This window comes from Mycobacterium sp. NGS24 (genome assembly GCF_059813065.1).
This window is the reverse complement of the sequence record NZ_JCALDW010000017.1, coordinates 45,280-71,425: the sequence shown is the minus strand read 5'-3', so window position 1 is coordinate 71,425 and position 26,146 is coordinate 45,280. Positions and strand designations below refer to the sequence as shown.

The 26,146-nt window shown below is 68.4% G+C and carries 23 protein-coding genes; 14 read left to right on the top strand and 9 right to left on the bottom strand.

Annotation, left to right across the window (positions count from 1 at the left end):
- Nucleotides 1-168: 168 nt before the first annotated feature.
- Nucleotides 169-864 carry a ferritin-like fold-containing protein gene (locus AC5Y6Y_RS19770; RefSeq protein WP_463828235.1) on the top strand — a complete coding sequence of 232 codons (696 nt, stop codon included), beginning with the start codon at nt 169-171 and terminating at the stop codon, nt 862-864.
- A 6-nt stretch (nt 865-870) separates the two neighbouring features.
- Here the strand turns inward: AC5Y6Y_RS19770 and AC5Y6Y_RS19765 are convergent, their stop codons facing one another.
- Nucleotides 871-1,617, bottom strand: a complete 747-nt coding sequence (locus tag AC5Y6Y_RS19765) for an MmpS family transport accessory protein (RefSeq protein WP_473139287.1) — start codon at nt 1,615-1,617, stop codon at nt 871-873.
- 196 nt (nt 1,618-1,813) lie between these two features.
- Between AC5Y6Y_RS19765 and AC5Y6Y_RS19760 the strand changes: the two genes are divergently transcribed.
- Entirely contained in the window at nt 1,814-2,080 is a 267-nt protein-coding gene (locus AC5Y6Y_RS19760; RefSeq protein ID WP_463828234.1) for a DUF3107 domain-containing protein, read from the top strand.
- On the opposite strand, the gene fasR is transcribed toward AC5Y6Y_RS19760, so the two are convergent.
- Entirely contained in the window at nt 2,077-2,763 is a 687-nt protein-coding gene (gene fasR, locus AC5Y6Y_RS19755; protein ID WP_463828233.1) for an HTH-type transcriptional activator FasR, read from the bottom strand. The genes AC5Y6Y_RS19760 and fasR overlap by 4 nt on opposite strands.
- A 192-nt stretch (nt 2,764-2,955) precedes the next feature.
- Here fasR and AC5Y6Y_RS19750 point away from each other — a divergent pair, with 192 nt between their 5' ends.
- From AC5Y6Y_RS19750 to AC5Y6Y_RS19735, 4 genes are all read left to right on the top strand, one after another.
- Nucleotides 2,956-3,981: a DUF3152 domain-containing protein gene (locus AC5Y6Y_RS19750; RefSeq protein ID WP_463828232.1), complete on the top strand. Its 1,026-nt coding sequence runs from the start codon at nt 2,956-2,958 to the stop codon at nt 3,979-3,981.
- Between the two features lie 46 nt (nt 3,982-4,027).
- Nucleotides 4,028-5,206: an adenylyltransferase/sulfurtransferase MoeZ gene (gene moeZ, locus AC5Y6Y_RS19745; protein ID WP_473139223.1), complete on the top strand. Its 1,179-nt coding sequence runs from the start codon at nt 4,028-4,030 to the stop codon at nt 5,204-5,206.
- A gap of 36 nt (nt 5,207-5,242) precedes the next feature.
- Nucleotides 5,243-6,715 carry an APC family permease gene (locus AC5Y6Y_RS19740; RefSeq protein ID WP_463828230.1) on the top strand — a complete coding sequence of 491 codons (1,473 nt, stop codon included), beginning with the start codon at nt 5,243-5,245 and terminating at the stop codon, nt 6,713-6,715.
- A gap of 114 nt (nt 6,716-6,829) precedes the next feature.
- A complete protein-coding gene (locus AC5Y6Y_RS19735) occupies nt 6,830-7,684 on the top strand; it encodes a TIGR02569 family protein (protein WP_463828229.1) in 855 nt (284 codons plus the stop codon).
- On the opposite strand, the gene AC5Y6Y_RS19730 is transcribed toward AC5Y6Y_RS19735, so the two are convergent.
- Together AC5Y6Y_RS19730 and AC5Y6Y_RS19725 are read right to left on the bottom strand one after the other, a co-directional pair.
- Nucleotides 7,681-7,989 carry an MGMT family protein gene (locus AC5Y6Y_RS19730; protein ID WP_473139222.1) on the bottom strand — a complete coding sequence of 103 codons (309 nt, stop codon included), beginning with the start codon at nt 7,987-7,989 and terminating at the stop codon, nt 7,681-7,683. The two genes, AC5Y6Y_RS19735 and AC5Y6Y_RS19730, sit on opposite strands and share 4 nt — an antisense overlap.
- Nucleotides 7,990-7,991: 2 nt before the next feature.
- A complete protein-coding gene (locus AC5Y6Y_RS19725; RefSeq protein WP_473139221.1) occupies nt 7,992-8,777 on the bottom strand; it encodes an alpha/beta fold hydrolase in 786 nt (261 codons plus the stop codon).
- Between the two features lie 82 nt (nt 8,778-8,859).
- On the opposite strand from AC5Y6Y_RS19725, the gene AC5Y6Y_RS19720 reads away from it, so the two are divergent.
- The 4 genes from AC5Y6Y_RS19720 to nudC are packed head-to-tail and all read left to right on the top strand — an operon-like array spanning nt 8,860 to nt 17,286.
- Complete coding sequence (locus AC5Y6Y_RS19720) at nt 8,860-11,958, top strand: ATP-dependent helicase (RefSeq protein WP_473139220.1); 3,099 nt, start codon at nt 8,860-8,862, stop codon at nt 11,956-11,958.
- Complete coding sequence (locus AC5Y6Y_RS19715; protein ID WP_473139286.1) at nt 11,925-15,233, top strand: ATP-dependent helicase; 3,309 nt, start codon at nt 11,925-11,927, stop codon at nt 15,231-15,233. The genes AC5Y6Y_RS19720 and AC5Y6Y_RS19715 overlap by 34 nt, the downstream gene beginning before the upstream one ends.
- A 56-nt stretch (nt 15,234-15,289) precedes the next feature.
- A complete protein-coding gene (locus tag AC5Y6Y_RS19710; RefSeq protein ID WP_463828225.1) occupies nt 15,290-16,360 on the top strand; it encodes a potassium channel family protein in 1,071 nt (356 codons plus the stop codon).
- On the top strand, nt 16,360-17,286 hold the full coding sequence (gene nudC / locus AC5Y6Y_RS19705) for an NAD(+) diphosphatase (RefSeq protein WP_473139219.1): 927 nt from the start codon (nt 16,360-16,362) through the stop codon (nt 17,284-17,286). Before AC5Y6Y_RS19710 ends, nudC begins: the two co-directional genes overlap by 1 nt.
- Here nudC and AC5Y6Y_RS19700 read toward each other — a convergent pair.
- Nucleotides 17,279-17,917, bottom strand: a complete 639-nt coding sequence (locus tag AC5Y6Y_RS19700) for a sensor domain-containing protein (RefSeq protein ID WP_473139218.1) — start codon at nt 17,915-17,917, stop codon at nt 17,279-17,281. The two genes, nudC and AC5Y6Y_RS19700, sit on opposite strands and share 8 nt — an antisense overlap.
- A gap of 64 nt (nt 17,918-17,981) precedes the next feature.
- Nucleotides 17,982-18,230, bottom strand: coding sequence for a mycoredoxin Mrx1 (gene mrx1 / locus AC5Y6Y_RS19695; protein ID WP_463828222.1), 249 nt, complete (start codon nt 18,228-18,230; stop codon nt 17,982-17,984).
- A gap of 100 nt (nt 18,231-18,330) precedes the next feature.
- On the opposite strand from mrx1, the gene AC5Y6Y_RS19690 reads away from it, so the two are divergent.
- Nucleotides 18,331-20,430, top strand: a complete 2,100-nt coding sequence (locus AC5Y6Y_RS19690; RefSeq protein WP_473139217.1) for an ATP-dependent DNA helicase UvrD2 — start codon at nt 18,331-18,333, stop codon at nt 20,428-20,430.
- Nucleotides 20,431-20,853: 423 nt separating this feature from the next.
- Nucleotides 20,854-21,108, top strand: a complete 255-nt coding sequence (locus AC5Y6Y_RS19685; protein ID WP_463828219.1) for a WhiB family transcriptional regulator — start codon at nt 20,854-20,856, stop codon at nt 21,106-21,108.
- A gap of 11 nt (nt 21,109-21,119) precedes the next feature.
- Here AC5Y6Y_RS19685 and AC5Y6Y_RS19680 read toward each other — a convergent pair whose 3' ends face one another.
- Nucleotides 21,120-22,463 (bottom strand): macrolide-binding ATPase MABP-1, encoded by a 1,344-nt coding sequence (locus AC5Y6Y_RS19680; RefSeq protein ID WP_463828218.1) that lies wholly within the window; start codon nt 22,461-22,463, stop codon nt 21,120-21,122.
- 126 nt (nt 22,464-22,589) lie between these two features.
- On the opposite strand from AC5Y6Y_RS19680, the gene AC5Y6Y_RS19675 reads away from it, so the two are divergent.
- Nucleotides 22,590-22,763 carry a hypothetical protein gene (locus tag AC5Y6Y_RS19675; protein WP_463828217.1) on the top strand — a complete coding sequence of 58 codons (174 nt, stop codon included), beginning with the start codon at nt 22,590-22,592 and terminating at the stop codon, nt 22,761-22,763.
- Here AC5Y6Y_RS19675 and AC5Y6Y_RS19670 read toward each other — a convergent pair.
- Both AC5Y6Y_RS19670 and AC5Y6Y_RS19665 read right to left on the bottom strand, forming a co-directional pair.
- Nucleotides 22,760-23,587, bottom strand: a complete 828-nt coding sequence (locus AC5Y6Y_RS19670) for a cyclodehydratase (RefSeq protein WP_463828216.1) — start codon at nt 23,585-23,587, stop codon at nt 22,760-22,762. The genes AC5Y6Y_RS19675 and AC5Y6Y_RS19670 overlap by 4 nt on opposite strands.
- A 38-nt stretch (nt 23,588-23,625) precedes the next feature.
- Nucleotides 23,626-24,996 carry a zinc-dependent metalloprotease gene (locus tag AC5Y6Y_RS19665; protein ID WP_473139216.1) on the bottom strand — a complete coding sequence of 457 codons (1,371 nt, stop codon included), beginning with the start codon at nt 24,994-24,996 and terminating at the stop codon, nt 23,626-23,628.
- A 96-nt stretch (nt 24,997-25,092) separates the two neighbouring features.
- Between AC5Y6Y_RS19665 and AC5Y6Y_RS19660 the strand changes: the two genes are divergently transcribed.
- The gene (locus AC5Y6Y_RS19660) at nt 25,093-26,115 is read left to right on the top strand and encodes a YlbL family protein (protein ID WP_463828214.1); all 1,023 of its coding nucleotides are present in this window, start codon (nt 25,093-25,095) and stop codon (nt 26,113-26,115) included.
- Nucleotides 26,116-26,146 lie beyond the last annotated feature (31 nt).

Sequence of the window (26,146 nt, the reverse complement as noted above, 5' to 3'; positions counted from 1 at the left end):
GACTACTTCGCCGGGCCCGCGCTCCTGGTCGATCTTTGGGCGGGCGGCTACGTGCACGCACATTTCCTCGGCGGTGGCAGCACAGATTCAGCCACTACCAGTTATCCATGATACCTGCTCATCCGGCGTGACCCGTACTCTTCGGAGCCGGCCTATTAGAGTGTTGCCATGCCTCCACCTTCATCTGCCGACGAGGTGGCGGATTCGCCCGGATCCCAGCTCTCCGCCGATCATCCCGGCGTCAACGAGCTGTTCGCGCTGCTCGCATACGGCGAGGTGGCGGCGTTCTACCGGTTGACCGACGAGGCGCGGATGGCGCCGAATCTGCAGGGCCGCATCTCGATGGCCAGCATGGCTGCCGCCGAAATGGGGCATTACGAACTGCTGCGCGACGCGCTGGAGAGCCGTGGTGTCGACGTCGTCCGGGCGATGTCGAAGTACGTGTCCGCGCTGGAGAACTACCACCGGCTGACCACTCCGAGTACGTGGCTGGAAGCTCTGGTGAAAACCTATGTCGGGGATGCGCTGGCCGCCGATCTGTATCTGGAGATCGCGGGCGGCCTGCCGGACGAGATCGCCGACGTGGTCCGCGCGACGTTGTCCGAGACCGGGCATTCCCAGTTCGTGGTGGCCGAAGTGCGCGCCGCGGTGACCTCCAGCGGCAAACAACGCAGTCGGCTGGCGCTGTGGTCCCGCCGGTTGCTCGGCGAGGCGATCACCCAGGCTCAGTACCTGCTGGCCGACCACGATGAGCTGGTTGACCTGGTACTTTCCGGCGGAGGCGGGCTGGGTCAGCTCGGCGCGTTCTTCGATCGGCTGCAGAAGACGCACGATCAGCGGATGCACGAACTCGGCCTGAGCTGAGCGGGTTCAGCGGGTGCAGGTGGCCAGCGCCGAGTTGTTGGCCGAAGCTTTCACCAACTGACCCTGGGCGTTGACGATCGAGCAGTTCAGCTGGCCGTAGATGCTGGTCGCGATCACCGATTCGGTCTGCACGCCCGGGTTGAGCACGACCATCTTGGACCAGGGCAGGGCCACGTTGAACTCGGTGACCGGGAATCCGCGCGCGTCGGTATAGACGATGTTCACCAGGTCGAACATCTGCTTGGTGCCGGTGACGCTGTAGATGACGGTGCGCGGACTCAGGGCGGCTCCCGGCGGGGTGGTGGTCGGCAGCGGCGCCGCGGTGGGCAGCCTGGTCGGCCCGATGCTGGGCGGCGCCAAGGTGGTGACGGTCTCCGGCGGCAGTTGTCGCGTCGTCGGCGGGTTGGTCGGTGCCGGGGACATGGTGGGCGGGGAGGGCCGGGATGTGGTGGAAATCACCGACTTCGGTGTCGGGGCCCCGACGGTGGCCTTGGTGGTCGCGCTGTCGCCGCTGTTGATGATGACCGCGGTGGCCACGGCGCCGACAGCTGCCACCGCGCCGACCAGCAGAGCGGCCGGACGCCACCGGTTGTCGGCCGGCCAGGCCCACTCGTCGTCCCAGGTCTCGTCGGCGTCCTCGTCTTCGACGTATCCGTCGCCGTCTTCGACGTAACCGTCGTCGTCGGCCGGGTAGCCTTCCTCGTCCGGGAAGTCTTCGAGGTCCCGGAAGAAATCGTGGAGGGTGTTACGTATGGTACTGATGTTGCCGATGGTATCGATGTGATTCGGGTGCGGCCCGGATCCGGGCGCGGTTAGACCGAATCGTGACGGGTTCGTTCGCTTACCGCGAACTGCGAGTCGGGGGGCGCGGGGCGGGGTAGGTCAGACCCGTCCACTAGCCTGCTGCAGAGAGACGCCTGCGACGGATACGCCAACGGAAGGGGCCTGCGTGGAGGTCAAGATCGGAATCACGGACAGTCCGCGCGAGCTGGTGTTCTCCAGCGCGCAGACGCCGGCTGAGGTGGAAGAACTGGTCGGCGCGGCGGTGCGCGACGAAGCGGGTGTACTGGCCCTCAACGACGAGCGCGGACGCCGGTTCCTGGTCACCGCGGCCAAGATTGCCTACGTGGAGATCGGGGTCGCCGATGCGCGGCGGGTCGGCTTCGGCGTCGGCGCGGAGGTCGCGGCCAAGGCGGACAGCGGGGCCAAATCCTAGGAGCGGGTGAGCGGCACGTGCGACAGACCACCCCAGGCGAACTGCACGGTCCCGTCCACGGCAGCTGACTTCGAAATCGGTCGATCGGAGTCCAGCCAGTACCGCGCGCTGTCCACGCTCATGCCGACCAGGCCGACGGCGATCATCCGGGCGCGGTGCGGGTCCAGTCCCGAGTCCTCAGCGATCAGCGCGAATACCGCGTCGATGCACGACTCGGTCGCCACCCGCACCTGCGCGGCCACCTCGGGCTCGGTGACGTAGTCGTTCTCGAAAATCAGTCGATAACCCTGACTGTCGTGTTCGATGAAGTCGAAGAACGCCTGCACCGCGGAATGCAGCCGCTGCCGGTTGTCGGTGGTCCGGTCCAGCGCCTGCTGCACGCCGGACACCAGATTGTCCACGTGCCGGTTCAGCACCGCCAGATACAACTCGAGCTTGCTGGAAAAGTGCTGGTAAAGAACCGGTTTGCTGACGCCGGCGCGGTCGGCGATCTCGTCCATCCCGGCGGCGTGGTAGCCGCGGTCGACAAACACGTCGCTGGCGACGATCAGCAGCTGACCGCGACGTTCGTCGCGCGGCAGCCGGCTGCCCCGCCGGTTGGAGGGGGCTGCGCCTTCGCCCGGCCGGACACCGTCGGCCGATCGGACAGCGCGTCGCGGCGCCGCCTTGGCGAGATCGCTCATCACTCCCTCAATCCATTGGTGGTGCGCCCATTTTGCCATCCCCGAAGGCGCGCAGTGTTTCGCAAGAAGACTACTACCTGCGGCGTCCGGCCGATCCGAACCGGTGTCACAGTGCGTCCCAGCACCTGACCGAGGGCGGTTTTCGGGCGCGCCAGGGCCGGATGCCACCGGCAGCTGTGCCATTCTGGGGAAATGACGTCGCCGCGGCCAGATCGCAATACCGGTCGGGTGCCGGTGCTGCGTGACGACTGGCGCGAGCCGCTGCGGGCTCAGCGCGACCCGCTGGGTCAGAGCGCCGGACGGGTCCGCGCCGACCGCGACCGTCCGCGCCAATGGCGCAAGCAATCCTGGCTGGGGCGGTTCGTATCGACCTACGGTTGGCGCGCCTACGCGCTGCCGTTTCTCACGGTGCTCACCCTGGTGGTGGCCTACCAGACGGTGACGGGTACCAATACGCCGAGGCCGTCGGCCAGTTCGATCCACAAAGACCCGCCGACCATCGGCGCGGTCGGCACCTCGATTCTGGACATGCCGCCGCGGGGCCTGGCCGCTTTCGACGCGAACCTGCCGACCGGCACGCTGCCCGAGGGTGGTGCGTTCACCCAGGCCGGCGACAAGACCTGGCGGGTGATTCCCGGCGCCACGCCGCAGATCGGGCAAGGCACCGCCAAAGTCTTCCGCTACACCGTCGAGGTGGAGAACGGTCTGGACCCCACCATGTACGGCGGGGACGACGCGTTCGCCCAGATGGTCGACCGGACGCTGGACAACCCCAAAGGCTGGACACACAACCCGCAGTTCGCGTTCATCCGAATCGACAGCGGCAAGCCGGACTTCCGGATCTCGTTGGTCTCGCCGATGACGGTGCGGGTGGGCTGCGGATACGAATTTCCGCTGGAAACGTCGTGTTACAACCCGTCATTCGGTTCAGACCGCGAATCGCGCGTCTTCATCAACGAAGCCCGCTGGGTGCGCGGGGCGCTGCCGTTCGAGGGTGATGTGGGTTCCTACCGGCAGTACGTGGTCAACCACGAAGTCGGTCACGCCATCGGATACGTGCGGCACGAGCCGTGCGACCAACAGGGCGGTCTGGCGCCAGTGATGATGCAGCAGACGTTCTCCACCGCCAATAACGACGGGGCCAAGTTCGATCCCGATCAGGTCAAGGCCGACGGCAAAACCTGCCGGTTCAACCCCTGGCCGTTCCCCATCGCTTGAGTCGTTTTCCATCGTCGGCCATGGGGACGCGCCTAATCTGAGTCATGTGTCGTCATCGCTGCCGCCATTGGTCGAACCCGCCGCTGAGCTGACCCGCGAGGAGGTGGCCCGCTACAGCCGCCACCTCATCATTCCCGAGCTAGGGGTGGACGGACAGAAGCGGCTCAAGAACGCCCGGGTGCTGGTGATCGGCGCCGGCGGGCTCGGGTCGCCCACGCTGCTCTACCTGGCCGCGGCCGGCGTCGGCACCATCGGCATCGTCGACTTCGACGTGGTCGACGAATCCAATCTGCAACGCCAGGTCATTCACGGCACCGCCGATGTCGGGCGCCCCAAGGCGCAGTCGGCCCGCGAATCGATCGCCACCATCAACCCACTGATCGACGTGCGGCTGCACGAATTCCGGCTGGAGGCCGACAACGCGCTCGAGCTCTTCGCCCAGTACGACCTCATCCTGGACGGTTCGGACAACTTCGCCACCCGGTATCTGGTGAACGACGCCGCCGTGCTGGCGGGCAAACCCTACGTCTGGGGGTCGATCTACAGGTTCGAAGGCCAGGCGTCGGTGTTCTGGGAGGACGCGCCGAACGGACTGGGCCTGAACTACCGCGACCTGTATCCGGAGCCGCCACCACCGGGGATGGTGCCGTCCTGCGCCGAAGGCGGTGTGCTGGGCATCATCTGCGCATCGATCGCATCGGTGATGGGGACCGAAGCGGTCAAGCTGATCACCGGGATCGGTGAGACGCTACTGGGCCGGTTGATGATCTACGACGCGCTGGAGATGAGCTATCGCACGATCAGGATCCGCAAGGACCCGTCGACGCCGAAGATCACCGAGCTGATCGACTACGAGTACTTCTGCGGCGCGGTGTCCGACGACGGCGCTGCCGCCGTCGCGGGCTCGACCATCACCCCGGCCGAGCTGCGCACGATGCTGGACTCCGGCACCTCGCTGGCCCTGATCGATGTGCGCGAACAGGTCGAGTGGGACATCAACCACATCGACGGCGCCACGCTGATCCCGAAGTCGCTGATCATGTCCGGGGAGGGCCTGTCGCAGCTGCCGCAGGATCGCAAGGCGGTGCTGTACTGCAAGAGCGGCGTGCGGTCGGCCGAAGCGCTGGCCGCGGTGAAGCGGGCCGGTTTCTCCGACGCGGTGCATCTGCAGGGCGGAATCATGGCCTGGGCGAAGCAGATGCAGCCGGACATGGTCATGTACTAGGGCCAGAGTTCGTGCTCACTGAGACGGAGGCCAGGAATGACAGACACATCGCCAGCGCCGGACGCGGGCTCCTCTGACGAGTTCTGCGAAGAATTCGGGTACGAGCCAGAACTCAAACGAACGCTGGGCTCTTTCCAGGTGTTCGCGGTGTCTTTCGCGTTCATCTCGGTGGCGGTGGGCATCTTCGGTACCTACGACGACCTGCTGCGTAATGCCGGGCCGGTGGGAATCTGGACATGGATCGTCGCTGCGGTCGGCCAGTTGCTCATTGCGCTGGTGGTCGCGCAGTTCGCTGCCCGCATCCCACTCAGCGGCTCGTCCTACCAATGGGGTTCGCGGCTGGCCAACCCCAAGATCGGCTGGTTCTTCGGCTGGCTCACCTTTTGCTACCTGATCACCGGGCTGATGGCGATCGACAGTGCGATGTCCAGCACCTGCCTGATGCCGTTGTTCAACATGGCGCCCGACGAGCACACGGCGCGATTGATCGCCGCAGTGGTGATGGTGATCCAGGCCGTGCTTGCGATTGTCTCGACAAAGATTGTCGCGCTGATCAATTCGGCGGCGGTTGCCGTCGAGCTGACGATCGTTGTGGTCCTCGTGGTCGCGCTCCTGGTGGCGGTGGCCGTAACCGGAGACGGCTCGGTCGGCAATCTCACTTCACGAGGCATCACCGCGAACACGACGGACTACTTCGCCTTCGGAGGAGGGTTGATGGCGGTCATGATCGTGGGACTGGGAACGTTGGTGGGCTTCGACTCGGCAGCGAACATGGCCGAGGAGGCCAAGGACCCCTTCCGAAGCGTGCCGCGCGCGATCGTGGGATCGGTGTTGGCGGCCAGTGTGCTGGGCATGCTGTTTCTGATCGCACTGACCATTGCCATCGACAACATTCCCAGGGTCTCGGCCGCAGACTCGCCCGTCGCGATGATCATGCACGACCAACTGGGAGCGGCGACCGAGCGAATATTTCTGTCCGCCATAGCGATTGCCTTCTTCGGCGGGGGGATGGTCACGCTGACCAGTTGCTCGCGCATGATCTTCGCGATGGCGCGCGATGACCGGTTTCCCGCACACCGACTGATGCGACGGGTGAATCCCCGCACGCAGACGCCGATACCAGCCACCATCGTGCCCGTCGTCATCGGGATTGCGGTACTCGCCGTCCTGCCGGGCAACGCTCTGCTGGAGTTGATCACCTCCGGGACGGTTTTCCCGGCGCTGACGTACGGCATGATCGTTGTTCTCTACCTCGTGGTGCGCAACAAATTGGGCCGGCAGGAAGGGGCATTCGACATCGGCCGGTTCGAGCTGCCGGTGGCGATCTTCGCGCTGATCTGGTCGATATGCGCGCTGGTCATACTGCTCTCGCCCGCCGACGCGGTGGTGCCGCTGATTATCGTGACGAGCCTGCTCGGGGTGGGCGGGTTGTACTTCGGTTACCTGATGATCTTCAACCGCCGGGTTCTCGACCACGAACCCGGTGAAGCCACCGTTTTCTCACACTGATCTGCCGGCGGACCCGCCGGAAGATCCGTCCTTCTTGCCGGCGGCCAGAATCAGCTCGGGTGCATTCGGGTGTTAGCTGTGGTAGCTGTGCCAGGCTCTACTAGGCTGACCGGCGTGAGTGTCGAGCCGCCGCCGGAGCACGTGCTCGCGGCGTTCGGCTTGACCGGTACGGAGCCCGCGGCGCTGGGTGCCGCCTGGGAGGGCGGCTGGCGGTGCGGCGAGGTGGTGTTATCCATGGTTGCCGACAACGCCCGTGCGGCGTGGTCGGCCCGGGTGCGCGAGACCTTGTTCGTCGACGGGGTGCGCCTGGCCCGCCCGGTCCGGTCCACCGACGGGCGCTACGTGGTGTCTGGCTGGCGGGCGGACACCTTCGTCGCCGGCACCCCCGAAGCCCGCCATGACGAGGTCGTCTCTGCGGCGGTCCGGCTGCACGAGGCCACCGGCAAACTGGAGCGGCCCCGCTTTCTGACCCAGGGTCCCACCGCCCCCTGGGCTGACGTCGACGTCTTCATCGCCGCCGATCGCGCCGCCTGGGAGGAACGTCCGCTGCAGTCGGTGCCGCCGGGTGCGCGGACCGCCCCGCCGTCGGCGGACGCCGAACGATCGGTCGAGCTGATCAACCAACTCGCGACGTTGCGCAAGCCGACCCGCAGCCCCAACCAGCTGGTACACGGCGACCTGTACGGCACAGTGCTGTTCGCCGGCACCGCCCCGCCCGGCGTCACCGACATCACCCCGTACTGGCGTCCCGCCTCCTGGGCGGCCGGGGTCGTCGTCGTCGATGCATTGTCGTGGGGGGAGGCCGACGACGGTCTCATCGAACGGTGGAACGCACTGCCCGAGTGGTCGCAGATGTTGTTGCGCGCGTTGATATTCCGTTTGGCCGTTCATGCGCTGCACCCGCGTTCCACCGCCGAGGCGTTTCCCGGGCTGGCCCGCACTGCGGCACTGGTCCGGATGAATCTCTAAGTCCTGGAATCGAACTCGTAGCGGACCTCGCTCAGCGCGATCCGTCCCTCGACCGACAACACCCCTTCGGCACGCAGCAGTTCCAGCTGCCGAGACGTCAGATGCCGGGCCGGTCGCCCGGACGCGGTGATCACCCGGTGCCAGGGTAAGTCCGCGGAATCGGTGCGCATGATCCAACCGACAATGCGTGGACTGGAAAGCCTTGCGGCAGCGGCAATATCACCATAGGTGGCGACCCGGCCCGGGGGGATGGCAGCGACCAGCGAGCGCACCCGCTCGATCTGCTCGTCGGTGATCTGCGTCATCGCTACCGCGTTGTCAACAGCCTGCGCACCAGCACGGCGACCGCATCGGGCTTGGCGTGCGGCACCATGTGATCGCATTCGTAGTCCACCAATTCGAACTCGCCGCCCAGCCGGTCACGCAATGCGGCGATCAACCCGTCGCTGACGTAGGGCGGTGCGGTCCACGTGGCCCGCACCACAGTCGTGGGAATCCCGGCGGGTGGCAACACGACGTCGCGAGCCAACTCGCTCCAGTAGGACATCATTGCCGGCAGGCTGATCCGCCAGCCGTATCGTCCGTTGGGTAGTCGGATCAAGTGCTCGGCCAGGTCGGCTTCGAGTACGGCCGGGTCCACGTCGGCCCAGGAACCGCCGGCCTTCTCCTGGCGGGCCTCATCGCGGTCCGGGTAATCGGGGGCGGCCAGCATCGCCTCGGCGATCTGCGACATCCACTGGCCGTCCAACCCGATCGCCGGGTCGAGCAACAACAGGGCGCCCACCAGATCCGGTCGCGCCGCAGCCAGATGCATCGCCACCGCGCCGCCGAAAGAGTGGCCCACCACCAGCACCGGCGCGTCGGCTTCGGCGTCCAGCAATGCGGCCACCGCCGCGACGTTGGCCTCGATCGTCCACGGCGCGGCCCACGACGACCTGCCGTGCCCGATCAGATCGGGTGCGGCCACGGCGATCTCGGGCACGTAGTTGGCAAAGTGTCGCCAGCGTTCGCCGTGACCGGTCAGCCCGTGCAGCGCCAGCAGCCGGACCGGGCCGGGCGGTCCGAACCGGTGCGCATGAAGGACGGTGGTCACGCGTCGATGATGCCAGGCGGTCTCATCCCGGCATCCGGGCTGGTCAGCGCTACTTGTCGGACCTGCGTGGTTGCATGCCGGTATGTCATACAGCTGGGGCGGGGCGCAGCAACTGGTGCACCCGGATTGGCGCGGCCTGGTGCGCGTGCTGGGTGGCCCCGGAACCGGCAAGAGCTGCCTGCTGGTTGAGGCGGCCGTCACCCGGATCTCCGCAGGCGTAGATCCGGAAGCTGTTCTGCTGCTTACCGGTTCGGGCCGGCTCGGCACGCGGGAACGCAGCGCGGTGACCACCGCCTTGCTGCGCTCGAGCCACGGTCGGCCCGTCGTGGGCGAGCCGTTGGTACGCACCGTGCACAGCTACGCCTACTCCGTGCTGCGGCGGGCGGCCGAACGTAGCGGCGGGCCACCGCCGCGGTTGCTGACCGGCGCCGAGCAGGACGCTATCGTCCGCGAACTGCTGGCCGGTGACCTCCAGGACGGCGCGTCCTGGCCCGCTCATCTGCTGCCCGCGCTGCCCACCGCGGGATTCGCCAACGAACTGCGAAACCTGCTGGCGCGCTGCGCTGAACGCGGGGTCGAGCCACTCGAGCTCGAACGGTTGGGTCGCTCCTGCGGCCGGCCGGAGTGGGTCGCGGCCGGTCGATTCGCCCGGCAGTACGAGCAGGTGATGTTGTTGCGCGCGGCGGTCGGGACGGCCGCCCCGCAGGCCACCGCACCTGCACTGGCCGCCGCCGAACTGGTCGGGGCGGCACTGGAGGCGTTTGCGGTCGATCCTGAGCTGCTGGCCGCTGAACGTGCCCGGCTCCGAGTGCTTCTGGTCGACGATGCCCAGCAACTCGATCCGCAGGCCGCGCAGCTGGTGCGCGCGTTGGCTGTCGGTGCCGATGTCGCGCTGATCGCGGGTGACCCGAACCAGGCGGTGTTCGGGTTCCGGGGCGGTGATCCGGGGCTGCTGCTGGGCGGTGACCACCCAGCGGTGACGCTGAGCGCCTCACATCGGTGCGCGCCGGGCGTCGCCCGCGCGGTGAGCGGCATCGCGAGTCGGTTGCCCGGTGCTTGCCCCGGCCGGCGCATCGACGGCACCGGGGACGATGGGCGCTTCGGTGGAGTGAGCGTCCGCTTGGCCGCTTCGGCGCACGCCGAAGGCGCGCTGATCGCCGATACCCTGCGACGTGCGCACCTCGTCGACGGTGTGCCGTGGTCGCAGATGGCGGTGATCGTCCGGTCGGTGCCACGCGCCGGCGGGCGGTTGCCTCGAGCGCTGGCCGCCGCCGGTGTTCCGGTCGCGATCCCCGCGACAGGCGGGCCGCTGGCTGAGAAACCCGCGGTGCGCGCGCTGCTCACCGTCCTTCTCGCCGCCGCCGACGGACTCGACGGCGACGACGCGCTGGCACTGCTCACCGGACCGATCGGCCGGGTCGACCCCGTCTCGCTTCGCCAGTTGCGCAGGACGTTGCAGCGCAGGCAGGACGGCACGTTCGCCGATCTGTTGGTGCAGACGCTCACCGGGGACAAACCACCCGCTCCCGGAGCGCAAGCCGCTGCGCTGCGGCGAGTGCGCGCCGTGCTGGACGCGGCAGTCGATTGCCACCGCAACGGCCAGGATCCGCGCTACACGCTGTGGGCGGCCTGGCACCGGTCGGGTCTGCAGCGGCGCTGGCTGACGGCAATCGAGCGCGGTGGGCCGGCGGGGGAGCAGGCCGCGCGGGACCTCGCAGCGGTGACGGCGCTATTCGACATCACCGACGACTTCGTGTCCCGCACGTCGGGGGCGTCGCTGCGCGGACTCGTCGAGCATGTCGCGGCGTTGCAGCTGCCGCAATCCACCGCCGACCTCACGTCGCCGTCCGAACAGGTCAAGGTGCTCAGCGCGCACGCCGCCCTGGGTCACGAATGGGACCTGGTGGTGATAGCCGGACTGCAGGACGGATTGTGGCCCAACATGATTCCGCGGGGTGGCGTGTTGGCCACCCAGCGACTGCTCGATGAACTCGACGGGGTGGGTGACCATGCGTCGGTACGGGCGCCGCTGCTGGCCGAGGAGCGCCGGCTGCTGGTGGCCGCGATGGGCCGGGCGCGGCGTCGCCTGGTGCTGACCGCCGTGGACAGCGCCGACGGCGGTGGACACGAAGCCGCATTGCCGTCACCGTTCTTTTTCGAGGCCGCTCAGTGGGCGCACGGTGAAGTCGAGGAGCCGCAACCTGTTTCGGCGCCGCGCGTGCTGTCGACGCCCGCGGTGGTGGGCCGGTTGCGGGCAGTGGTGTGTGCACCCGACGGCACGGTCGACGAGACCGCACGGGCCTGCGCGGCAACCCAATTGGCGCGCCTGGCCAAAGCTGGCGTGCCGGGCGCGAATCCGGCGGACTGGCACGGTCTAACCACGGTCAGCACCGACGCGCCGCTGTCCAAACCCGACGACACCGTGACGTTGACGCCGTCGACCCTGCAGACGCTCAACGACTGTCCGCTGCGCTGGCTGGTTGAGCGGCACGGCGGGACCAACCCGCGGGAGCTGCGCTCCACTGTCGGCTCGGTGATGCATGCGCTGGTCGCCGAGTCCGGCCGCACCGAGTCGCAGCTGCTGGCGGAGCTGGACCGCGTCTGGCAACACCTTCCGTTCGAGGCGCCCTGGCATTCGGCCAACGAGCTGGCCCGCCACCGCGCCATGATCCAGGCGTTCGTGCAGTGGCGTGCGCAAACACGCGGCGAGCTGACCGAGGTCGGTGTCGAGGTCGGTGTCGACGGGATGCTCGACAAGGAGCACGGTGGGGGCCGCGAGATCCGACTGCGCGGCCGCATCGACCGGCTCGAGCGTGACGCCGCCGGTCGGCTGGTGATCGTCGACGTCAAGACCGGCAAGTCGCCGGTCAGCAAAGACGATGCGCAGCAGCACGCGCAGTTGGCGATGTATCAGCTGGCCGTGGCCGAAGGCATGATGTCCGACGGCGACGAGCCCGGCGGCGCCCGGTTGGTCTATCCCGGCAAGACCGGGGCCTCGGGCGCCACTCAACGCGAGCAGGATCCGCTGACGCCGCAGGCTCGGGAGAACTGGCGCGACCTGATCGGCCGCGCCGCCGAAGCGACGGTCGGGCCGCATTTCGTCGCCCGGCGCAACGACGGCTGTTCGCATTGCCCGGTCCGACCCTCCTGCCCCGCACACGCCGACGGGCCGGCGCAGTGACTCCGCGCTACAGCCCCGCCGAATTAGCTGGTGCGCTGGGCGTTTTACCACCCACCGACGAGCAGGCCGCAGTGATCGCGGCACCGCCGGGGCCGCTGGTGGTGATCGCCGGCGCCGGCGCCGGCAAGACCGAGACCATGGCTGCCCGCGTGGTGTGGCTGGTCGCCAACGGGTATGCCGAACCCGGCCAGGTGCTCGGCCTGACGTTCACCCGCAAGGCTGCCGGTCAGCTGCTGCGCCGCGTCCGGACCCGGCTGGCCCGCCTGTCGAGCCTCAACGCCGACTCGGGGCAAACGCCCCAACCCGCAGCCACCCCGACGGTCAGCACGTACCACGCGTTCGCCGGTTCGCTGTTGCGCGAATACGGGCTGTTGCTGCCGATCGAACCCGACACCCGGTTGCTCACCGAAACCGAGATGTGGCAGCTGGCGTTCGACGTGGTCAACCGATACCGCGGCGAACTGCACACGGAGAAGACGCCGGCCGCGGTCACCTCCCTGGTCTTGCGGCTGTGGGGTCAGCTCGCCGAACACCTCGTCGACACCGGTCAGCTCCGTGATACCCACATGGAGCTGGAGCGGCTGGTGCACACGCTGCCGCCCGGTCCGCGCCAGCGGGACAGCGGCCCCAACCAGTCGTTGCTGCGGATGCTGGCCACGCAGACCGACCGCGCCGAGCTGGTACCGCTGCTGGACGCGCTCCAGGACCGCCTGCGGGCCGACAAGGTCATGGACTTCGGCATGCAGATGGCCTCCGCTGCGCAGCTGGCGGCCGAGTTCCCGCAGGTGGGTCAGGAGTTGCGCAGCCGCTACCGGGTGGTGTTGCTGGACGAGTACCAGGACACCGGCCATTCCCAACGCATCGCGCTGTCGTCACTGTTCGGTGGCGGCTGTGATGACGGACTGGCGCTCACGGCGGTCGGCGACCCGATCCAGTCGATCTACGGGTGGCGCGGCGCCTCGGCGACCAACCTGCCGCGGTTCACCACCGACTTCCCGCTCGCCGACGGGTCGCCGGCGCCGACCCTGGAACTGCGCACCAGCTGGCGCAACCCGCCCAGCACGCTGCATCTGGCCAACGCCATATCGGCCGAGGCCAGACGCCGGTCGGTCGCGGTACGGCCACTGCGCCCGCGCCCGGATGCCCCGCCCGGAACTGTCCGCTGTGCCCTGCTTGCCGACCTGCAAACCGAGCGCGACTGGATCGCCGACCACATAGCGCAGCGGTACCGGCAGGCCCGCGACGACGGCAGCGCACCACCCACCGCGGCGGTGCTGGTCCGCCGCAACGCCGACGCCGCCCCGATCGCCGACGCGCTGCGCGTTCGCGGAATCCCGACCGAGGTCGTCGGCCTGGCCGGTCTGCTGTCGGTCCCTGAGGTCGCCGACCTGGTGGCCATGCTGCGCCTGGTCGCCGACCCGACCGCCGGCGCGGCCGCCATGCGGGTGCTGTCCGGTCCGCGCTGGCGTCTGGGCGGACGGGATATCGCCGCGCTGTGGCGCAGGGCGCAGGAGTTGGGCGACGCGCCCACCGCACCGGTGAATGCGACCGAACCTGCCTGCGCCGAAGCCATCGCGATGACGGCCGGCTCAGCTGCCGACTCGCCCTGCCTGGCCGACGCCATCTGCGATCCGGGTCCGGCCACCGGTTACTCCCCGGCCGGCTACGAGCGCATCAACGCCCTCGCCGGCGAGCTGACCGGGCTACGCGGCCACCTCGGATACTCCCTGCCCGATCTGGTCGCCGAGGTGCGCCGGGTATTGGGGCTCGACTGTGAGGTTCGTGCCCGGGCCGCTCTGCCGTGGTCGGGCACCGAGCACCTGGACGCCTTCGCCGACGAGGTCGCCGGCTACGCCGAGCGCACCGGCAACTCGAACACCGCGTCGGTCGCCGGCCTGCTGGCCTACCTCGACGTGGCCGGCGAGGTAGAGAACGGTTTGGCGCCGGCTCAACCCGCCGTCACCCGCGACCGGGTCCAAGTGCTCACCGTGCACGCCGCGAAGGGCCTGGAATGGCAGCTGGTGGCGGTGGCACACCTGTCGGGCGGCACCTTCCCGTCGACCGCGTCGCGCAGCAGCTGGCTCACCGACCCCGGTGAGCTGCCGCCGCTGTTGCGCGGTGACCGCTCCCGAGCCGGCGCACTCGGCATCCCGGTACTGGACACATCGGCGGTGACCAATCGAAAGCAGTTGTCGGACAAGATCGCCGAGCATCGCGCCGCACTCGACCAGCGACGCATCGACGAGGAGCGCCGCCTGCTGTATGTCGCTGTCACCCGGGCCGAAGACACTCTGTTGGTGTCCGGTCACCAGTGGGGTGCCACGGGAATCAAGCCTCGGGGGCCTTCGGAATTCCTCTGCGAGGTCAGGGAGATCATCGATCGTTCCGCCCAGCACGGCCAACCCTGCGGCACGGTCGAACAGTGGTCGCCCGCGCCCGCGGACGGGGAGCGAAACCCGTTGCGGGACAACGTTATCGAGGCAGTATGGCCGGTCGACCCGCTGGCTTCGCGCCGCAGTGACGTCGAACGCGGCGCGGCACTGGTGTCCGCCGCCATCTCCGCCGGGAACCTCGAGACCGGACCGGCCGATGCTGAGGGCTGGGCCGCCGACGTCGATGCACTGCTGGCCGAGCGGGCCCGCGCCGCACAACCCCCCAGCCATCGGCTGCCGAACCAGGTCTCGGTCAGCGGACTGGTGGAACTCGCGCGCGACCCCGATGGCGCCGTGCTGCGGCTGATTCACCGGCTGCCCACCCGCCCTGACCGGCATGCATTGTTGGGCAACGCATTTCACGCCTGGGTGCAGCGTTTCTACGGTACCGAGCTGCTGTTCGACCTCGGAGATCTGCCGGGGGCTGCTGATTCCGACGTCGGCGAACCCGCCGAGCTGGCCGCCCTGCAGACCGCGTTCGCCGCGTCACCATGGGCGGCCCGCACCCCGATCGCGATCGAGGTGCCCTTCGAGATGCCGATCGCCGACACCGTGGTCCGCGGCCGCATCGACGCGGTGTTCGCCGACGACGACGGCGGCACCACCGTGGTGGACTGGAAGACCGGGGAACCACCGCGCGGCCCGGAAGCCAAACGCCAGGCCGCCGTCCAGCTCGCCGTCTACCGGATGGCGTGGGCGGCCCTGCACGGTTGTCCGCAAGAGTCGGTACGTACCGCATTCCACTACGTGCGCAGCGGAACCACCGTCGTCCCGGACGAGCAACCCGGCGCCGACGAACTGGCGGTTCTGCTGACCGACTCCAGTCGCCCCCGCAGCCCCTGATCGTGGTTTCATGATGGACGTGCGGGTGACGTGCGCTGGGACCAGTACGGGTTTCCGTGGCGAAAGGTAGCTGGCGGCGGCTGAGGCGTCTCGACGAAAGGTTGACCGCCCAGCCCAGTTACGCCCTGGTCGGTGTACTGCGTATTCCGCAGGGTCGATCCAGCCCTGCCCGCATCATCTCCCGCCGCATCGCCATCGCCCTGGCGGCATTGTTCGTCGGCGCAACGACTGTCTACCTCGACCGCGACGGCTACCACGACGTGCAGGGCGATCGCCTGACCTTCCTGGACTGCCTCTACTACTCGGCGGTGACACTGTCGACGACCGGATACGGCGACATCACGCCGATCTCGGAGTTCGCGCGCGCGGCGAACGTGCTGATCATCACGCCGCTTCGCATCGCGTTCCTGATCCTGTTGGTCGGCACCACGCTCGAGGTCGTCACCGAAACGTCGCGGCAGGCATTCAAAATCCAGCGTTGGAGGAGCAGAGTGCGCAACCACACCGTCGTCATCGGATACGGGACCAAGGGCAAGACCGCGATCGCAGCGATGCTCGGCGACGACGTGGCACCCGGCGAAATCGTCGTCGTCGACACCGACCGCACCGCCCTGGACCGCGCCGCGTCCGCCGGCCTGGTGACCGTGCACGGCGACGCCACCAAATCCGACGTGCTGCGGCTGGCCGGCACCCAGCACGCGGCCTCGATCGTGGTGGCCACCAGCCGCGACGACACCGCGGTCCTGGTGACGTTGACGGCGCGCGAGCTCTCGCCGAAAGCCAAGATCGTGGCGTCCATCCGGGAGACCGAAAACCAGCACCTGCTGCAGCAGTCCGGAGCGGATTCGGTGGTGGTGTCCTCCGAGACCGCCGGCCGGTTGCTCGGCCTGGCTACCACCACCCCCAGCGTCGTACAGATGATCGAAGACCTGCTGACCCCGGAAGGCGGATTGGCGATCGCCGAACGCGAGGTGGAGCAGGCCGAGGTCGGCGGCTCGCCGCGGCACCTGCGCGACATCGTGCTCGGCGTGGTCCGGGACGGAAGGTTGCTGCGCATCGACGCACCCGAGGTCGACGCGGTCGAGGCCAGCGACCGGTTGCTGTACATCCGCCACGGGGGGCATTGATGCCCCTCGATTTCCAGCTGCGCGACGTCCCGCTGTTATCCCGCATCGGTGCCGACCGCGCCGACCAGCTGCGCACCGACATCGACGCGGCAACGGCGGGGTGGGCCGAGGCCGCCCTGCTTCGGGTCGACAACCGCAACCAGGTGTTGGCCGCCGACGGCAAAGTGGTGTTGGGCGCTGCCGCCGCACTCGGCGAGAAACCACCCGCTGAGGCGGTCTTCCTGGGCCGCGTCGAGGGCGGCCGCCACGTCTGGGCCATCCGCGCCGCACTTGAGCCGCCCGATGACGCCCCCGACGACGTCGAAGTGCTCGACCTACGCAGGCTCGGTCGCATCATCGATGACACCAGCAGTCAACTGGTCTCCGCCGCACTGGCATTGCTGAACTGGCATGACAGCGCCCGCTTCAGCCCGCTGGACGGCACGCCCACCAAGCCGGCCCGGGCCGGGTGGTCGCGGGTCAATCCGCTCACCGGGCACGAGGAGTTCCCCCGGGTCGACCCCGCGGTCATCTGTCTGGTGCACGACGGCGGCGACCGGGCCGTCCTGGCCCGCCAGGCGAACTGGCCGCCACGCATGTTCTCGCTGCTGGCCGGTTTCGTCGAGGCCGGCGAGTCGTTCGAAGTGTGTGTAGCGCGGGAGATCCGGGAGGAGATCGGGCTCACCGTCCGCGACGTCCGCTACCTCGGCAGCCAACCGTGGCCGTTTCCCCGCTCCCTGATGGTCGGGTTCCACGCGCTGGCCGACGCCGACGAGCCGTTCTCCTTCAACGACGGCGAGATCGCCGAGGCGGCCTGGTTCACCCGCGACGAGGTGCGCGCGGCGCTCGACGCCGGCGACTGGACCAGTGCGTCGGACTCCAAACTGCTGCTGCCCGGGTCGATTTCGATTGCCCGGGTGATCATCGAATCGTGGGCCGCTATGTGATGCGATCGGTGATGTTGTCCAGGATGGCGGACGCGATCCGTTCGGCGGGCTCGATGCCCAGCACGCCGACCGACATCAACACCGCGTTCTTGACCCGGTACTGATGGCTCCACCCGTTGTCGGTGATCCAAAGTGACGATGTGTCCGGTTTGTCCAGCTTGAAGTCGTATTTCGGGTCGTGCAGGGCCACGCACGCGTTCAGCGAGGCGTGCAGCTGGTCCAGTGCGCTGCGCGCGGCATGCGCGTCCGGATAGATCGCGACGGCCTGATTGACCGAGTCGACCATGGCCAGCCCGCCCGGGTCGATGTCATCGGTGACCCCGCTGTAGCCGGCACTACGGAATTCCGTCCAGCCGCCGGCGAACGTCAGGTCACTGGTTCCGGCTGCCCGGCACGGCCCCGGGGCATTGACGTCGCCGACCGGCGGATGCCGAAGATCGGCGTGCGCATGGGCGGTCAGTTCCTCGTAATTGGCGATGCGCCGCACGTCGTCGATGCTCACGATCAACGCGTCGGCTCCGGTCGCGGCGGAAGTCGGCGTGGCCGAGGTGTTGCTGTCGGAGCATCCGGCGACCAGGGTCATCGCGCAACACACGGCCAGAACCGCTCGTTGGAGCAGCGCTGACGCCATGGTCCTCATCGTAAAGCCCGGTACTACCGGGCCTGCGCATCAACGACGCCGGAAACCGCTGTGTCTAGCCGGCGGCCAGCTTCGCCTTGACCTCACCCGCACTCGGGTTGGTCAGGGTGGACCCGTCGGCGAACTTCACCGTGGGAACCGTGCGGTTGCCGCCGTTGACGGAACTGACGAATTCCGCTGCTGCCGCGTCGCGTTCGATGTCCACCTCGTCGTAGGGGATGCCCTGGGCCTTGAGCGCGGTCTTCAGCCGGAAGCAGTACCCACACCAGGTGGTCGAATAGACGGTGAGCGCAGCGTTGGTCATGACTCGTTAACGTAACGAAGCGATGAACCGTTCCGAGCGTGGCCCCGCCGAAAACCGCGACACGCCAGGTTTGTCGGCCCGCGCTGCGAAGATGGACGCCATGTCTGTGGTGACCGACCCGTTGACCGCGGGCCTGGACGACGAGCAGCGCGAAGCGGTGCTGGCCGCGCGCGGGCCGGTCTGTGTGCTGGCCGGTGCCGGAACCGGCAAGACGCGCACGATCACCCACCGCATCGCTCACCTCGTCGCCGACGGGCATGTCGCCCCCGGCCAGGTGCTGGCGGTGACGTTCACCCAGCGCGCGGCCGGTGAGATGCGGTCCCGGCTGCGCTCGCTGGATGCCGCCGCCCAGCTGGGTGCCGGTGTCGGCTCGGTGCAGGCACTGACTTTCCACGCTGCGGCGCGTCGCCAGTTGCGCTATTTCTGGCCGCGGGTGGTCAGCAACACCCGCTGGGAGTTGCTGGATACCAAATTCGCCGTGGTGGCCCGTGCGGCCAGCCGGTCCCGGCTCAACGTCAGCACCGACGACGTGCGCGACCTGGCCGGCGAGATCGAGTGGGCCAAGGCGTCATTGATCGGCCCCGAGGAATACCCGGGTGCGGTGGCCGCCGCCGGCCGCGACACCCCGCTGGACGCCGAGCAGGTCGCGGCCGTCTACACCGCCTATGAGGCGCTCAAGGTTCGCGACGAGGACGTCACGTTGCTCGACTTCGACGACCTGCTGCTGCACACCGCCGCGGCGATCGAAAACGACGCCGCGGTGGCCGGCGAATTCCGGGACCGTTATCGCTGCTTCGTCGTCGACGAATATCAGGACGTCACGCCGCTGCAGCAACGGGTGCTCTCGGCGTGGCTGGGCGACCGGGACGATCTGACCGTGGTCGGCGACGCCAACCAGACCATCTACTCGTTCACCGGCGCCTCACCGCGCTTCCTGCTGGACTTCTCCCGCCGATTCCCGGGTGCCACCGTGGTGCGGCTGGAACGCGACTACCGGTCCACCCCGCAGGTGGTGTCGCTGGCCAACCAGGTCATCGCCGCCGCCCGGGGCCGCGTCGCGGGCAGCCGACTGCAGCTGATCGGCCAGCGCCCACCGGGTCCGGCGCCGTCCTTCCGGGAACACCCCGACGAGGCCACCGAGGCTGCCGCGGTGGCCGCCAAGATCGCGGGCCTCATCGAATCCGGCACCGCGCCAAGCGAAATCGCGATTCTGTACCGGGTCAACGCGCAGTCTGAGGTGTATGAGGAAGCGCTGACCGAAGCCGGTATCGCCTATCAGGTCCGCGGGGGTGAGGGGTTCTTCAACCGTCAGGAAATCAAGCAGGCGCTGCTGGCCCTGCACCGCAGCGCCGAACGCGGTGCCGATGGTCCGCTGCCCGAATTGGTCCGCGCCGTCCTCGAGCCGCTGGGATTGACGGCCGGCGAGCCCGCCGGTACCAAAGCCCGCGAACGCTGGGAGGCCCTCACCGCGCTGGCCGAGTTGGTCGACGACGAAGTCGCCCTGCGTCCGGAGCTGCAGCTGCCGGAGTTGGTGGCCGAGCTGCGCAAGCGTGCGGACGCCCGGCACCCACCGGTGGTGCAAGGTGTCACGCTGGCGTCGCTGCACGCCGCGAAGGGCCTGGAGTGGGATGCGGTGTTCCTGGTCGGGCTGGCCGACGGCACGCTGCCCATCTCGCACGCGCTGGCGCGCGGCCCCGACAGCGAGCCGGTCGAAGAAGAGCGCCGTCTGTTCTACGTCGGAATCACAAGGGCACGTGTGCATTTGGCGTTGAGCTGGGCGCTGTCGCGGACCCAGGGCGGACGTCAGACGCGTAAGCCGTCGCGGTTCCTCAACGGCATCGCGCCTGAGCTGCGCGGCGATCCGGCGCCGGCCAGGTCGCGGCGCAACCGCGGCCCGTCGCGCTGCCGGATCTGCAACAAGGACCTCACCACGCCGGCGGCCATCATGCTGCGGCGCTGCACCACCTGCGCCGGTGACGTGGACGAAGACCTGCTGCTCAAACTCAAGGCGTGGCGCTCGGACCGGGCCAAGGAACACAAGATCGCCCCGTTCATGGTTTTCAGCGACAACACCCTGGTCGCGATCGCCGAGATGCTGCCGACCGACGACGAGGGCCTGATCGCCATCCCCGGCATCGGCGCCACCAAACTCGCGCAGTACGGGCCGGATCTGCTCGAAATGGTCCGGCACCCGCGCTGACCGGTAAACCCGCAGGTCAGAAAATCGGTTGTCGCAACAGGCTGGGACGCATTACCCTCGAAACGCATTCTGCCGGCCGGTATCGAAGGCTGGTTCGCAGAGCAACCTGGAAGGAGGGTGGCCCGCGATGTTCAACACGATCGACGTAACTGCGTCCGGCGTAGGCGTGGCTGCCCGCATGCTCTCGAGCACCATTGCCGCCGCCGCTGCGGCGGCCGCGGGTAAGCACCGCGTCGCCGCCGCGACTGAAGCGTCCATGGATTGGGGCTGCATATAACGACGTAGCAAGCCCAGTTTCGCCAAATGGCCACGGACCCGAAGTCACCAGGATCCGTGGCCATAGCTTTCGGGAAGCCCGATTCCCGACCTGGCCCGGATCGCCGAGAAGACAGCCAAACCGACCAGGAAGCAGGTGAACAGGACATGTCGGCTCTGACAGTCCCCAGACAGACGCTGCCGTGTCACGGCGGCGATCCCGACCTGTGGTTCGCCGAGACACCGGCGGACCTCGAGCGCGCCAAGACGCTGTGCACGGACTGCCCAGTCCGGCGGCAGTGCCTGACCGCCGCACTCGACCGGGCCGAACCGTGGGGGGTGTGGGGCGGCGAGATATTCGAGCGGGGCTCGATCGTCAGCCGCAAGCGCCCGCGCGGACGTCCGCGCAAGCAGGCCGCGTAGGCAACGTCAACTCAGACGGGTACCGCGTCCGGTTCGCTGAAGCCCGGGATCAGCTCCTCCGAGAGCGCCTTGATCGGCACCCGGGCGTCCAGCTGACACAGGATCGCGGCCACCGACGCGATCACCCGCATCGGGATCGCCAGCTTGGGCGGCAGGTCCATCTGCCGTGCCGTCTTGATCTGCGCGACGGACCGGTCGAACTGGCTGACCGTCATCCGCTGCAGCCACTTACGGGTGTAGTGGAAGACCTCGACCTCGATGGGTTCGACGTACTGGCGCAGCATCTCGTCGATCTCGCGGACCGACACGTCCTGGCCCCGCTGGATGAACCCGACCTTCTCCATGGTGGGCAGCAGCAGGTCGTAGTTCTTGTCGCGGGCCAGCCGGATGGTCATCCCGAGTTCGATGGGATAGCCGCCCGGCAGCGGTGCCACCGCACCGAAGTCGATGACGCCCAGACGCCCGTCGGGCAGCAGCATGAAGTTGCCGGGGTGGGCATCGCCGTGCAGCATCTCCAACCGGCGTGGCGCGTCGAAGGTGAGTTCGAGCAGCCGGACGCCGATCAGGTCGCGTTGCTCGGTGGTGCCGTGCCGGATGATCTCGGCCATGTGCAGGCCGTCGATCCACTCCTGGATCACCACCTTCGGCGCGCTGGCCACCACATGCGGCACCAGGAAGTGCGGGTGACCCTCGTAGGCCTTGGCGAAGGCCCGCTGATTGTCGGCTTCCAGGCGGTAGTCCAGTTCCATCTCGGTGCGTTCGATCAACTCGTCCACCACGCCCTGGACGTCGGCGCCGGGGGCGAGTTGTTTGAACACGCCGACCAGCCGCTGCATGGTCTTGAGGTCGGCGCGCAGGGCTTCGTCGGCACCCGGGTACTGGATCTTGACGGCGACTTCGCGACCGTCGTTCCAGATCGCCTTGTGCACCTGGCCGATGCTGGCCGACGCCACCGGGGTGTCGTTGAATTCACGGAAACGTTCGCGCCACTTGGTGCCGAGCTGGGCGTCGAGGACCCGGTGCACCTTGGCGGCCGGCAACGGGGGGGCGTCTTTCTGCAGTTTGGTCAGCGCTTCGCGGTAGGGCTCACCGAACTGCTCGGGGATGGCGGCTTCCATCACCGACAGCGCCTGGCCGACTTTCATCGCGCCGCCCTTGAGCTCGCCGAGCACGGTGAACAGCTGGTTCGCCGCCTTTTCCATCAGCTCGGCGTTGACTTCGTCCCGCGACTTGCCGGTTAACCGCTTGCCGAAGCCCAGAGCGGCCCGGCCGGCCATGCCGACCGGCAGGCTGGCGAGTTTTGCATTGCGGGCCGCACGGCCACGCTTGATTTCTGACACTCCACCATCATCCATCACGGCCAGGGCATCCGTTGCATCGATTCCGCACAGTCAGCGGTGGTTCGTCAGCGATATGTAGTCTCTTCGGGTCGCACTCGAACACTTCCCCAGATTCCCTGTCCCGGAGGGTGGACCGACCGTATGTCAGCCAAACAAACCCAGCACGACGCCGCCGACGCCTTGTTCCGGGCCATCATCGAAACCCTGGACAAGCACCGCAATGAGCGGACCCTGACCGAAGACGTGCTGGACTCCCTGGCCCGGGCCTACGCGTCGATCTCGACGAACGTCCCCGAGCAGGGCCGGTTGGGCTAACACTGGCACAGCGGGTGCCGGGTCCACTGGCGCGCGACGATGGCGCTGCTGTTCAGGTCGAATTCCAGCGTCGCGTTCAGGGCCGACGGGGGAGCGGGCCGCTGGCCGCGGACCGCAGCGATGACCTGGTTCACCTGGCCGAGCGCCAGCGCCGCGGTCGCCAGCAGGGTGGCCCGGTCCGCGACGCCGACGGTGTCGCGCAGTTGCGCGGCGATGGCGGGCCACGCCGCGTCGCGGTCGCGGCGGTGCAAGTCCGCGCAGCTCAAGCAGCTGGTGACGCCCGGGATGACGAGCGGTCCGACCAGCCCGGTGCCGTCGCGTACCCGTACCGCCAGGTGTGGGACACCCGTGCTGTGCAGATCGCGCAGGATCCGCGGATCGGCAACCAAATAATCGGCCAACACCACCAGGTCGACGGTGCTGGACACCGTCGCGTGCGGTTGGCTGCTGTGCCCGATCCGGACCCCCGAGCTGCGCAGGGCCGGCACCAGTAGGTCAGACAGCGGACCCCGTCCGTGCACCCTGATCGACGCCGCGCGGGCGGCGGTGGGTCGCGAACCTCGGGTCGCGACCCCGTGGTTGACCAGCTGGGTGACCAGGTCGGTCAGGTCCTCGCCGTCGGCCTGGCGCTGCAGCTCGGTCATCGGCGTCGGTGACCGCATGGACCGCAACACGGCGGCCAGTTTCGTCGCGGTCAATTCACCGGGCGGGCGGACCAGCACGGCCCGGCGCGGATCCCAGCCCACCTGGACCGCGCCGTCGGGTCGCAGCAGCACCGGCATGGCCGGGTCCAGGCAGTACAAGCAAGGTGCGGGCCGCGCCATGACGTGTCACGCTGCCACGCCGGCGGGGACCGTCGTACTCAGTTATCCACAGGACCGGTGTCGTGGCCGTCGTCGTCGAGCTTGGCCTGCAGGTCGGAAAGCGCCTTGTCGATCCCGCTGGTGTCGCCGCCGATCACCGCGTCGATGAAGGCCGCCGGGTCGTCCAGGTCATCCGCGCCGGGCAGTAGGTCAGGGTGTTGCCAGACCGCGTCGCGCGCATCCATGCCCGCAGCCTGCGTCAGGCGCTCCCACAACGCCCCGGCCTCGCGCAGTTTGCGCGGGCGCAGTTCCAGCCCGACCAGCGTGGCGAACGTCTGTTCGGCGGGTCCGCTGCTGGCCCGGCGTCGGCGCAACGTCTCGCTCAGCGCAGCTTCGCCGGGCAGGCGGTCACCGACGGCGGCGGTCACCACCGTCTGCACCCATCCCTCGATCAACGCGAGCAGCGTCTCCAGCCGTTCCAGCGCCTGAGTCTGCGCCGGGGTGGCCTTGGGCTCGAACACCCCCTGGCTCAACAGCTGTTCCATGGCGGCCGGGTCGGCCAGCGACGCCGGGTTGAAGTCGCGGGCCAGCTCCTCGATTCCGCTCATATCGATCTGCATGCCCTGGGCGTAGGCCTCGACGGCGCCCAGCAGCTGGCTGGACAACCAGGGCACGTGACTGAACAACCGGTGATGGGCGGCCTCGCGGGCGGCCAGAAACGTCATGATCTCGCTGCGCGGCTGCTCGAGCCCGGCGGCGAAGGCCTCCACCGCGTCGGGCATGATCGCGGCAATTCCTTTGGGCCCCAACGGTAGACCGATGTCGGTGGAGGTCAGCACCTCCTTGGACAGCCGGCCCAGGGCTTGGCCGAGCTGAGAGCCGAATGCGATGCCGCCCATCTGCGACATGACCTGCAGCAGTGGCCCCGCCATACCCTTGGCTTCCTCCGGCAGCGAGGACACCCACACCGACGAAATCTGTTGCGCCATCGGGTCACACAGCCGTTTCCAGGTGTGCAGGGTGTTGTCGACCCAATCGGTGGGGCTCCAGCCCGTGGCCCTGGTGGTGCCGGCCGGCAGTGCCGTGGCGCCGTTCAGCCACGTCTCGGCCAGGTGCACCGCGTCGGAGATCGCCGAATTGGTGGTGGCCGGAATGGGAGCGACGAACCCGAGCGAACCGGACGCCACCTGGCGGGCCAGGTCGTAGTTGACCGGGCCGCTGTCCTTTCCCGATGCCCCCGACGCCATCGCGCTGCCGACACCGCCGAACATCTCACCCAGCCGGGTGAACAGCTGGCCGAGGTTGGCCATGTCGAAGTCGCCGCCCAAACCGAACGGGTTCGCGCCCGATCCGGAGTTGGGATCGTTCTTCCCGCGCTTCTCGTGCTCGGGGTCGTCTCCCGAGGAGAAGCCGAAGGGCAGGTCAGCCATGGGGTCAACGGTACCCACCGGGGAAACAGAAAGCGCGGTGCGCCGTCACGCTCGCAGCTGAATCGGTCGTGGACGGCGCCGATTAGTGTGTTCTGCGTGAACAGGCGGATTTTGACGTTGATGGTCGCGCTGGTGCCGATTGTGGTGTTCGGCGTGCTGCTGGCGGTGGTGACGGTTCCGTTTGTGTCACTGGGCCCGGGACCCACCTTCGACACCCTGGGGGAGGTCGACGGCAAGCAGGTGGTCCAGATCGAGGGGACCCAGACCCACCCCACGACCGGTCACCTCAACATGACGACGGTGTCCCAGCGCGACGACCTGACCCTGGGTGAAGCCATCACGCTGTGGATCTCGGGTCAGGAACAGCTGGTTCCGCGCGATCTGGTCTACCCGCCGGGAAAGTCGCGCGACGAGGTCGACAAAGCCAACAACGCCGACTTCAAGAACTCCGAGGACAGCGCCGAGTACGCCGCCCTGGGGTATCTGAAGTACCCCGAGGCGGTGACGGTGGCCACGGTCACCGGGGACGGGCCGTCCGCGGGCAAGCTCAAGCCGGGCGACGCCCTCGATGCCGTCGACCGCACGCCGGTGGCCACGGTCGAGCAGTTCACGGCGCTGTTGAAGAACACCAAGCCGGGCCAGGTGGTCACCATCGACTTCCGGCGCAAGAACGAGCCACCCGGCGTCGCGGAGATCACCCTGGGCAGCAATAAGGACCGCGACTACGGGTTCATGGGGGTCGGCGTGGTGGACGCGCCGTGGGCGTCGTTCAGCGTGAACTTCAACCTGGCCAATATCGGCGGCCCGTCGGCCGGGCTGATGTTCAGCCTGGCTGTCGTCGACAAACTCACCACCGACGACCTGGCCGGTTCGACGTTCGTGGCGGGCACGGGAACCATCAGCGTCGACGGCAAGGTCGGGCCGATTGGGGGCATCACGCACAAGATGGCGGCCGCCCGCGCGGCCGGCGCCACCGTCTTCCTGGTGCCGGCGAAGAATTGCGTCGAAGCGGTCTCCGAGATCCCGTCCGGGTTGCGGCTGGTGAAGGTCGAAACGCTGAGCTCGGCAGTCGACGCGCTGCGCGCGATGAAGGCGGGGGCGGCCACCCCGAGTTGCTAGCCCCGCGGGCAGGCCGGGCCGGTCGGCGCGA

Coding starts and splice junctions, on each gene's coding strand:
- AC5Y6Y_RS19770 (WP_463828235.1), top strand. CDS start 169: ATGCCTCCACCTTCATCTGCCGACGAGGTGGCGGATTCGCCCGGATCC.
- AC5Y6Y_RS19690 (WP_473139217.1), top strand. CDS start 18,331: ATGTCTGTGGTGACCGACCCGTTGACCGCGGGCCTGGACGACGAGCAG.
- AC5Y6Y_RS19700 (WP_473139218.1), bottom strand. CDS start 17,917: ATGGCGTCAGCGCTGCTCCAACGAGCGGTTCTGGCCGTGTGTTGCGCG.
- AC5Y6Y_RS19665 (WP_473139216.1), bottom strand. CDS start 24,996: ATGGCTGACCTGCCCTTCGGCTTCTCCTCGGGAGACGACCCCGAGCAC.
- AC5Y6Y_RS19720 (WP_473139220.1), top strand. CDS start 8,860: ATGTCATACAGCTGGGGCGGGGCGCAGCAACTGGTGCACCCGGATTGG.
- AC5Y6Y_RS19730 (WP_473139222.1), bottom strand. CDS start 7,989: ATGACGCAGATCACCGACGAGCAGATCGAGCGGGTGCGCTCGCTGGTC.
- mrx1 (WP_463828222.1), bottom strand. CDS start 18,230: ATGACCAACGCTGCGCTCACCGTCTATTCGACCACCTGGTGTGGGTAC.
- nudC (WP_473139219.1), top strand. CDS start 16,360: ATGCCCCTCGATTTCCAGCTGCGCGACGTCCCGCTGTTATCCCGCATC.
- AC5Y6Y_RS19680 (WP_463828218.1), bottom strand. CDS start 22,463: ATGGATGATGGTGGAGTGTCAGAAATCAAGCGTGGCCGTGCGGCCCGC.
- AC5Y6Y_RS19670 (WP_463828216.1), bottom strand. CDS start 23,587: ATGGCGCGGCCCGCACCTTGCTTGTACTGCCTGGACCCGGCCATGCCG.
- AC5Y6Y_RS19750 (WP_463828232.1), top strand. CDS start 2,956: ATGACGTCGCCGCGGCCAGATCGCAATACCGGTCGGGTGCCGGTGCTG.
- AC5Y6Y_RS19685 (WP_463828219.1), top strand. CDS start 20,854: ATGTCGGCTCTGACAGTCCCCAGACAGACGCTGCCGTGTCACGGCGGC.
- AC5Y6Y_RS19740 (WP_463828230.1), top strand. CDS start 5,243: ATGACAGACACATCGCCAGCGCCGGACGCGGGCTCCTCTGACGAGTTC.
- fasR (WP_463828233.1), bottom strand. CDS start 2,763: ATGAGCGATCTCGCCAAGGCGGCGCCGCGACGCGCTGTCCGATCGGCC.
- AC5Y6Y_RS19675 (WP_463828217.1), top strand. CDS start 22,590: ATGTCAGCCAAACAAACCCAGCACGACGCCGCCGACGCCTTGTTCCGG.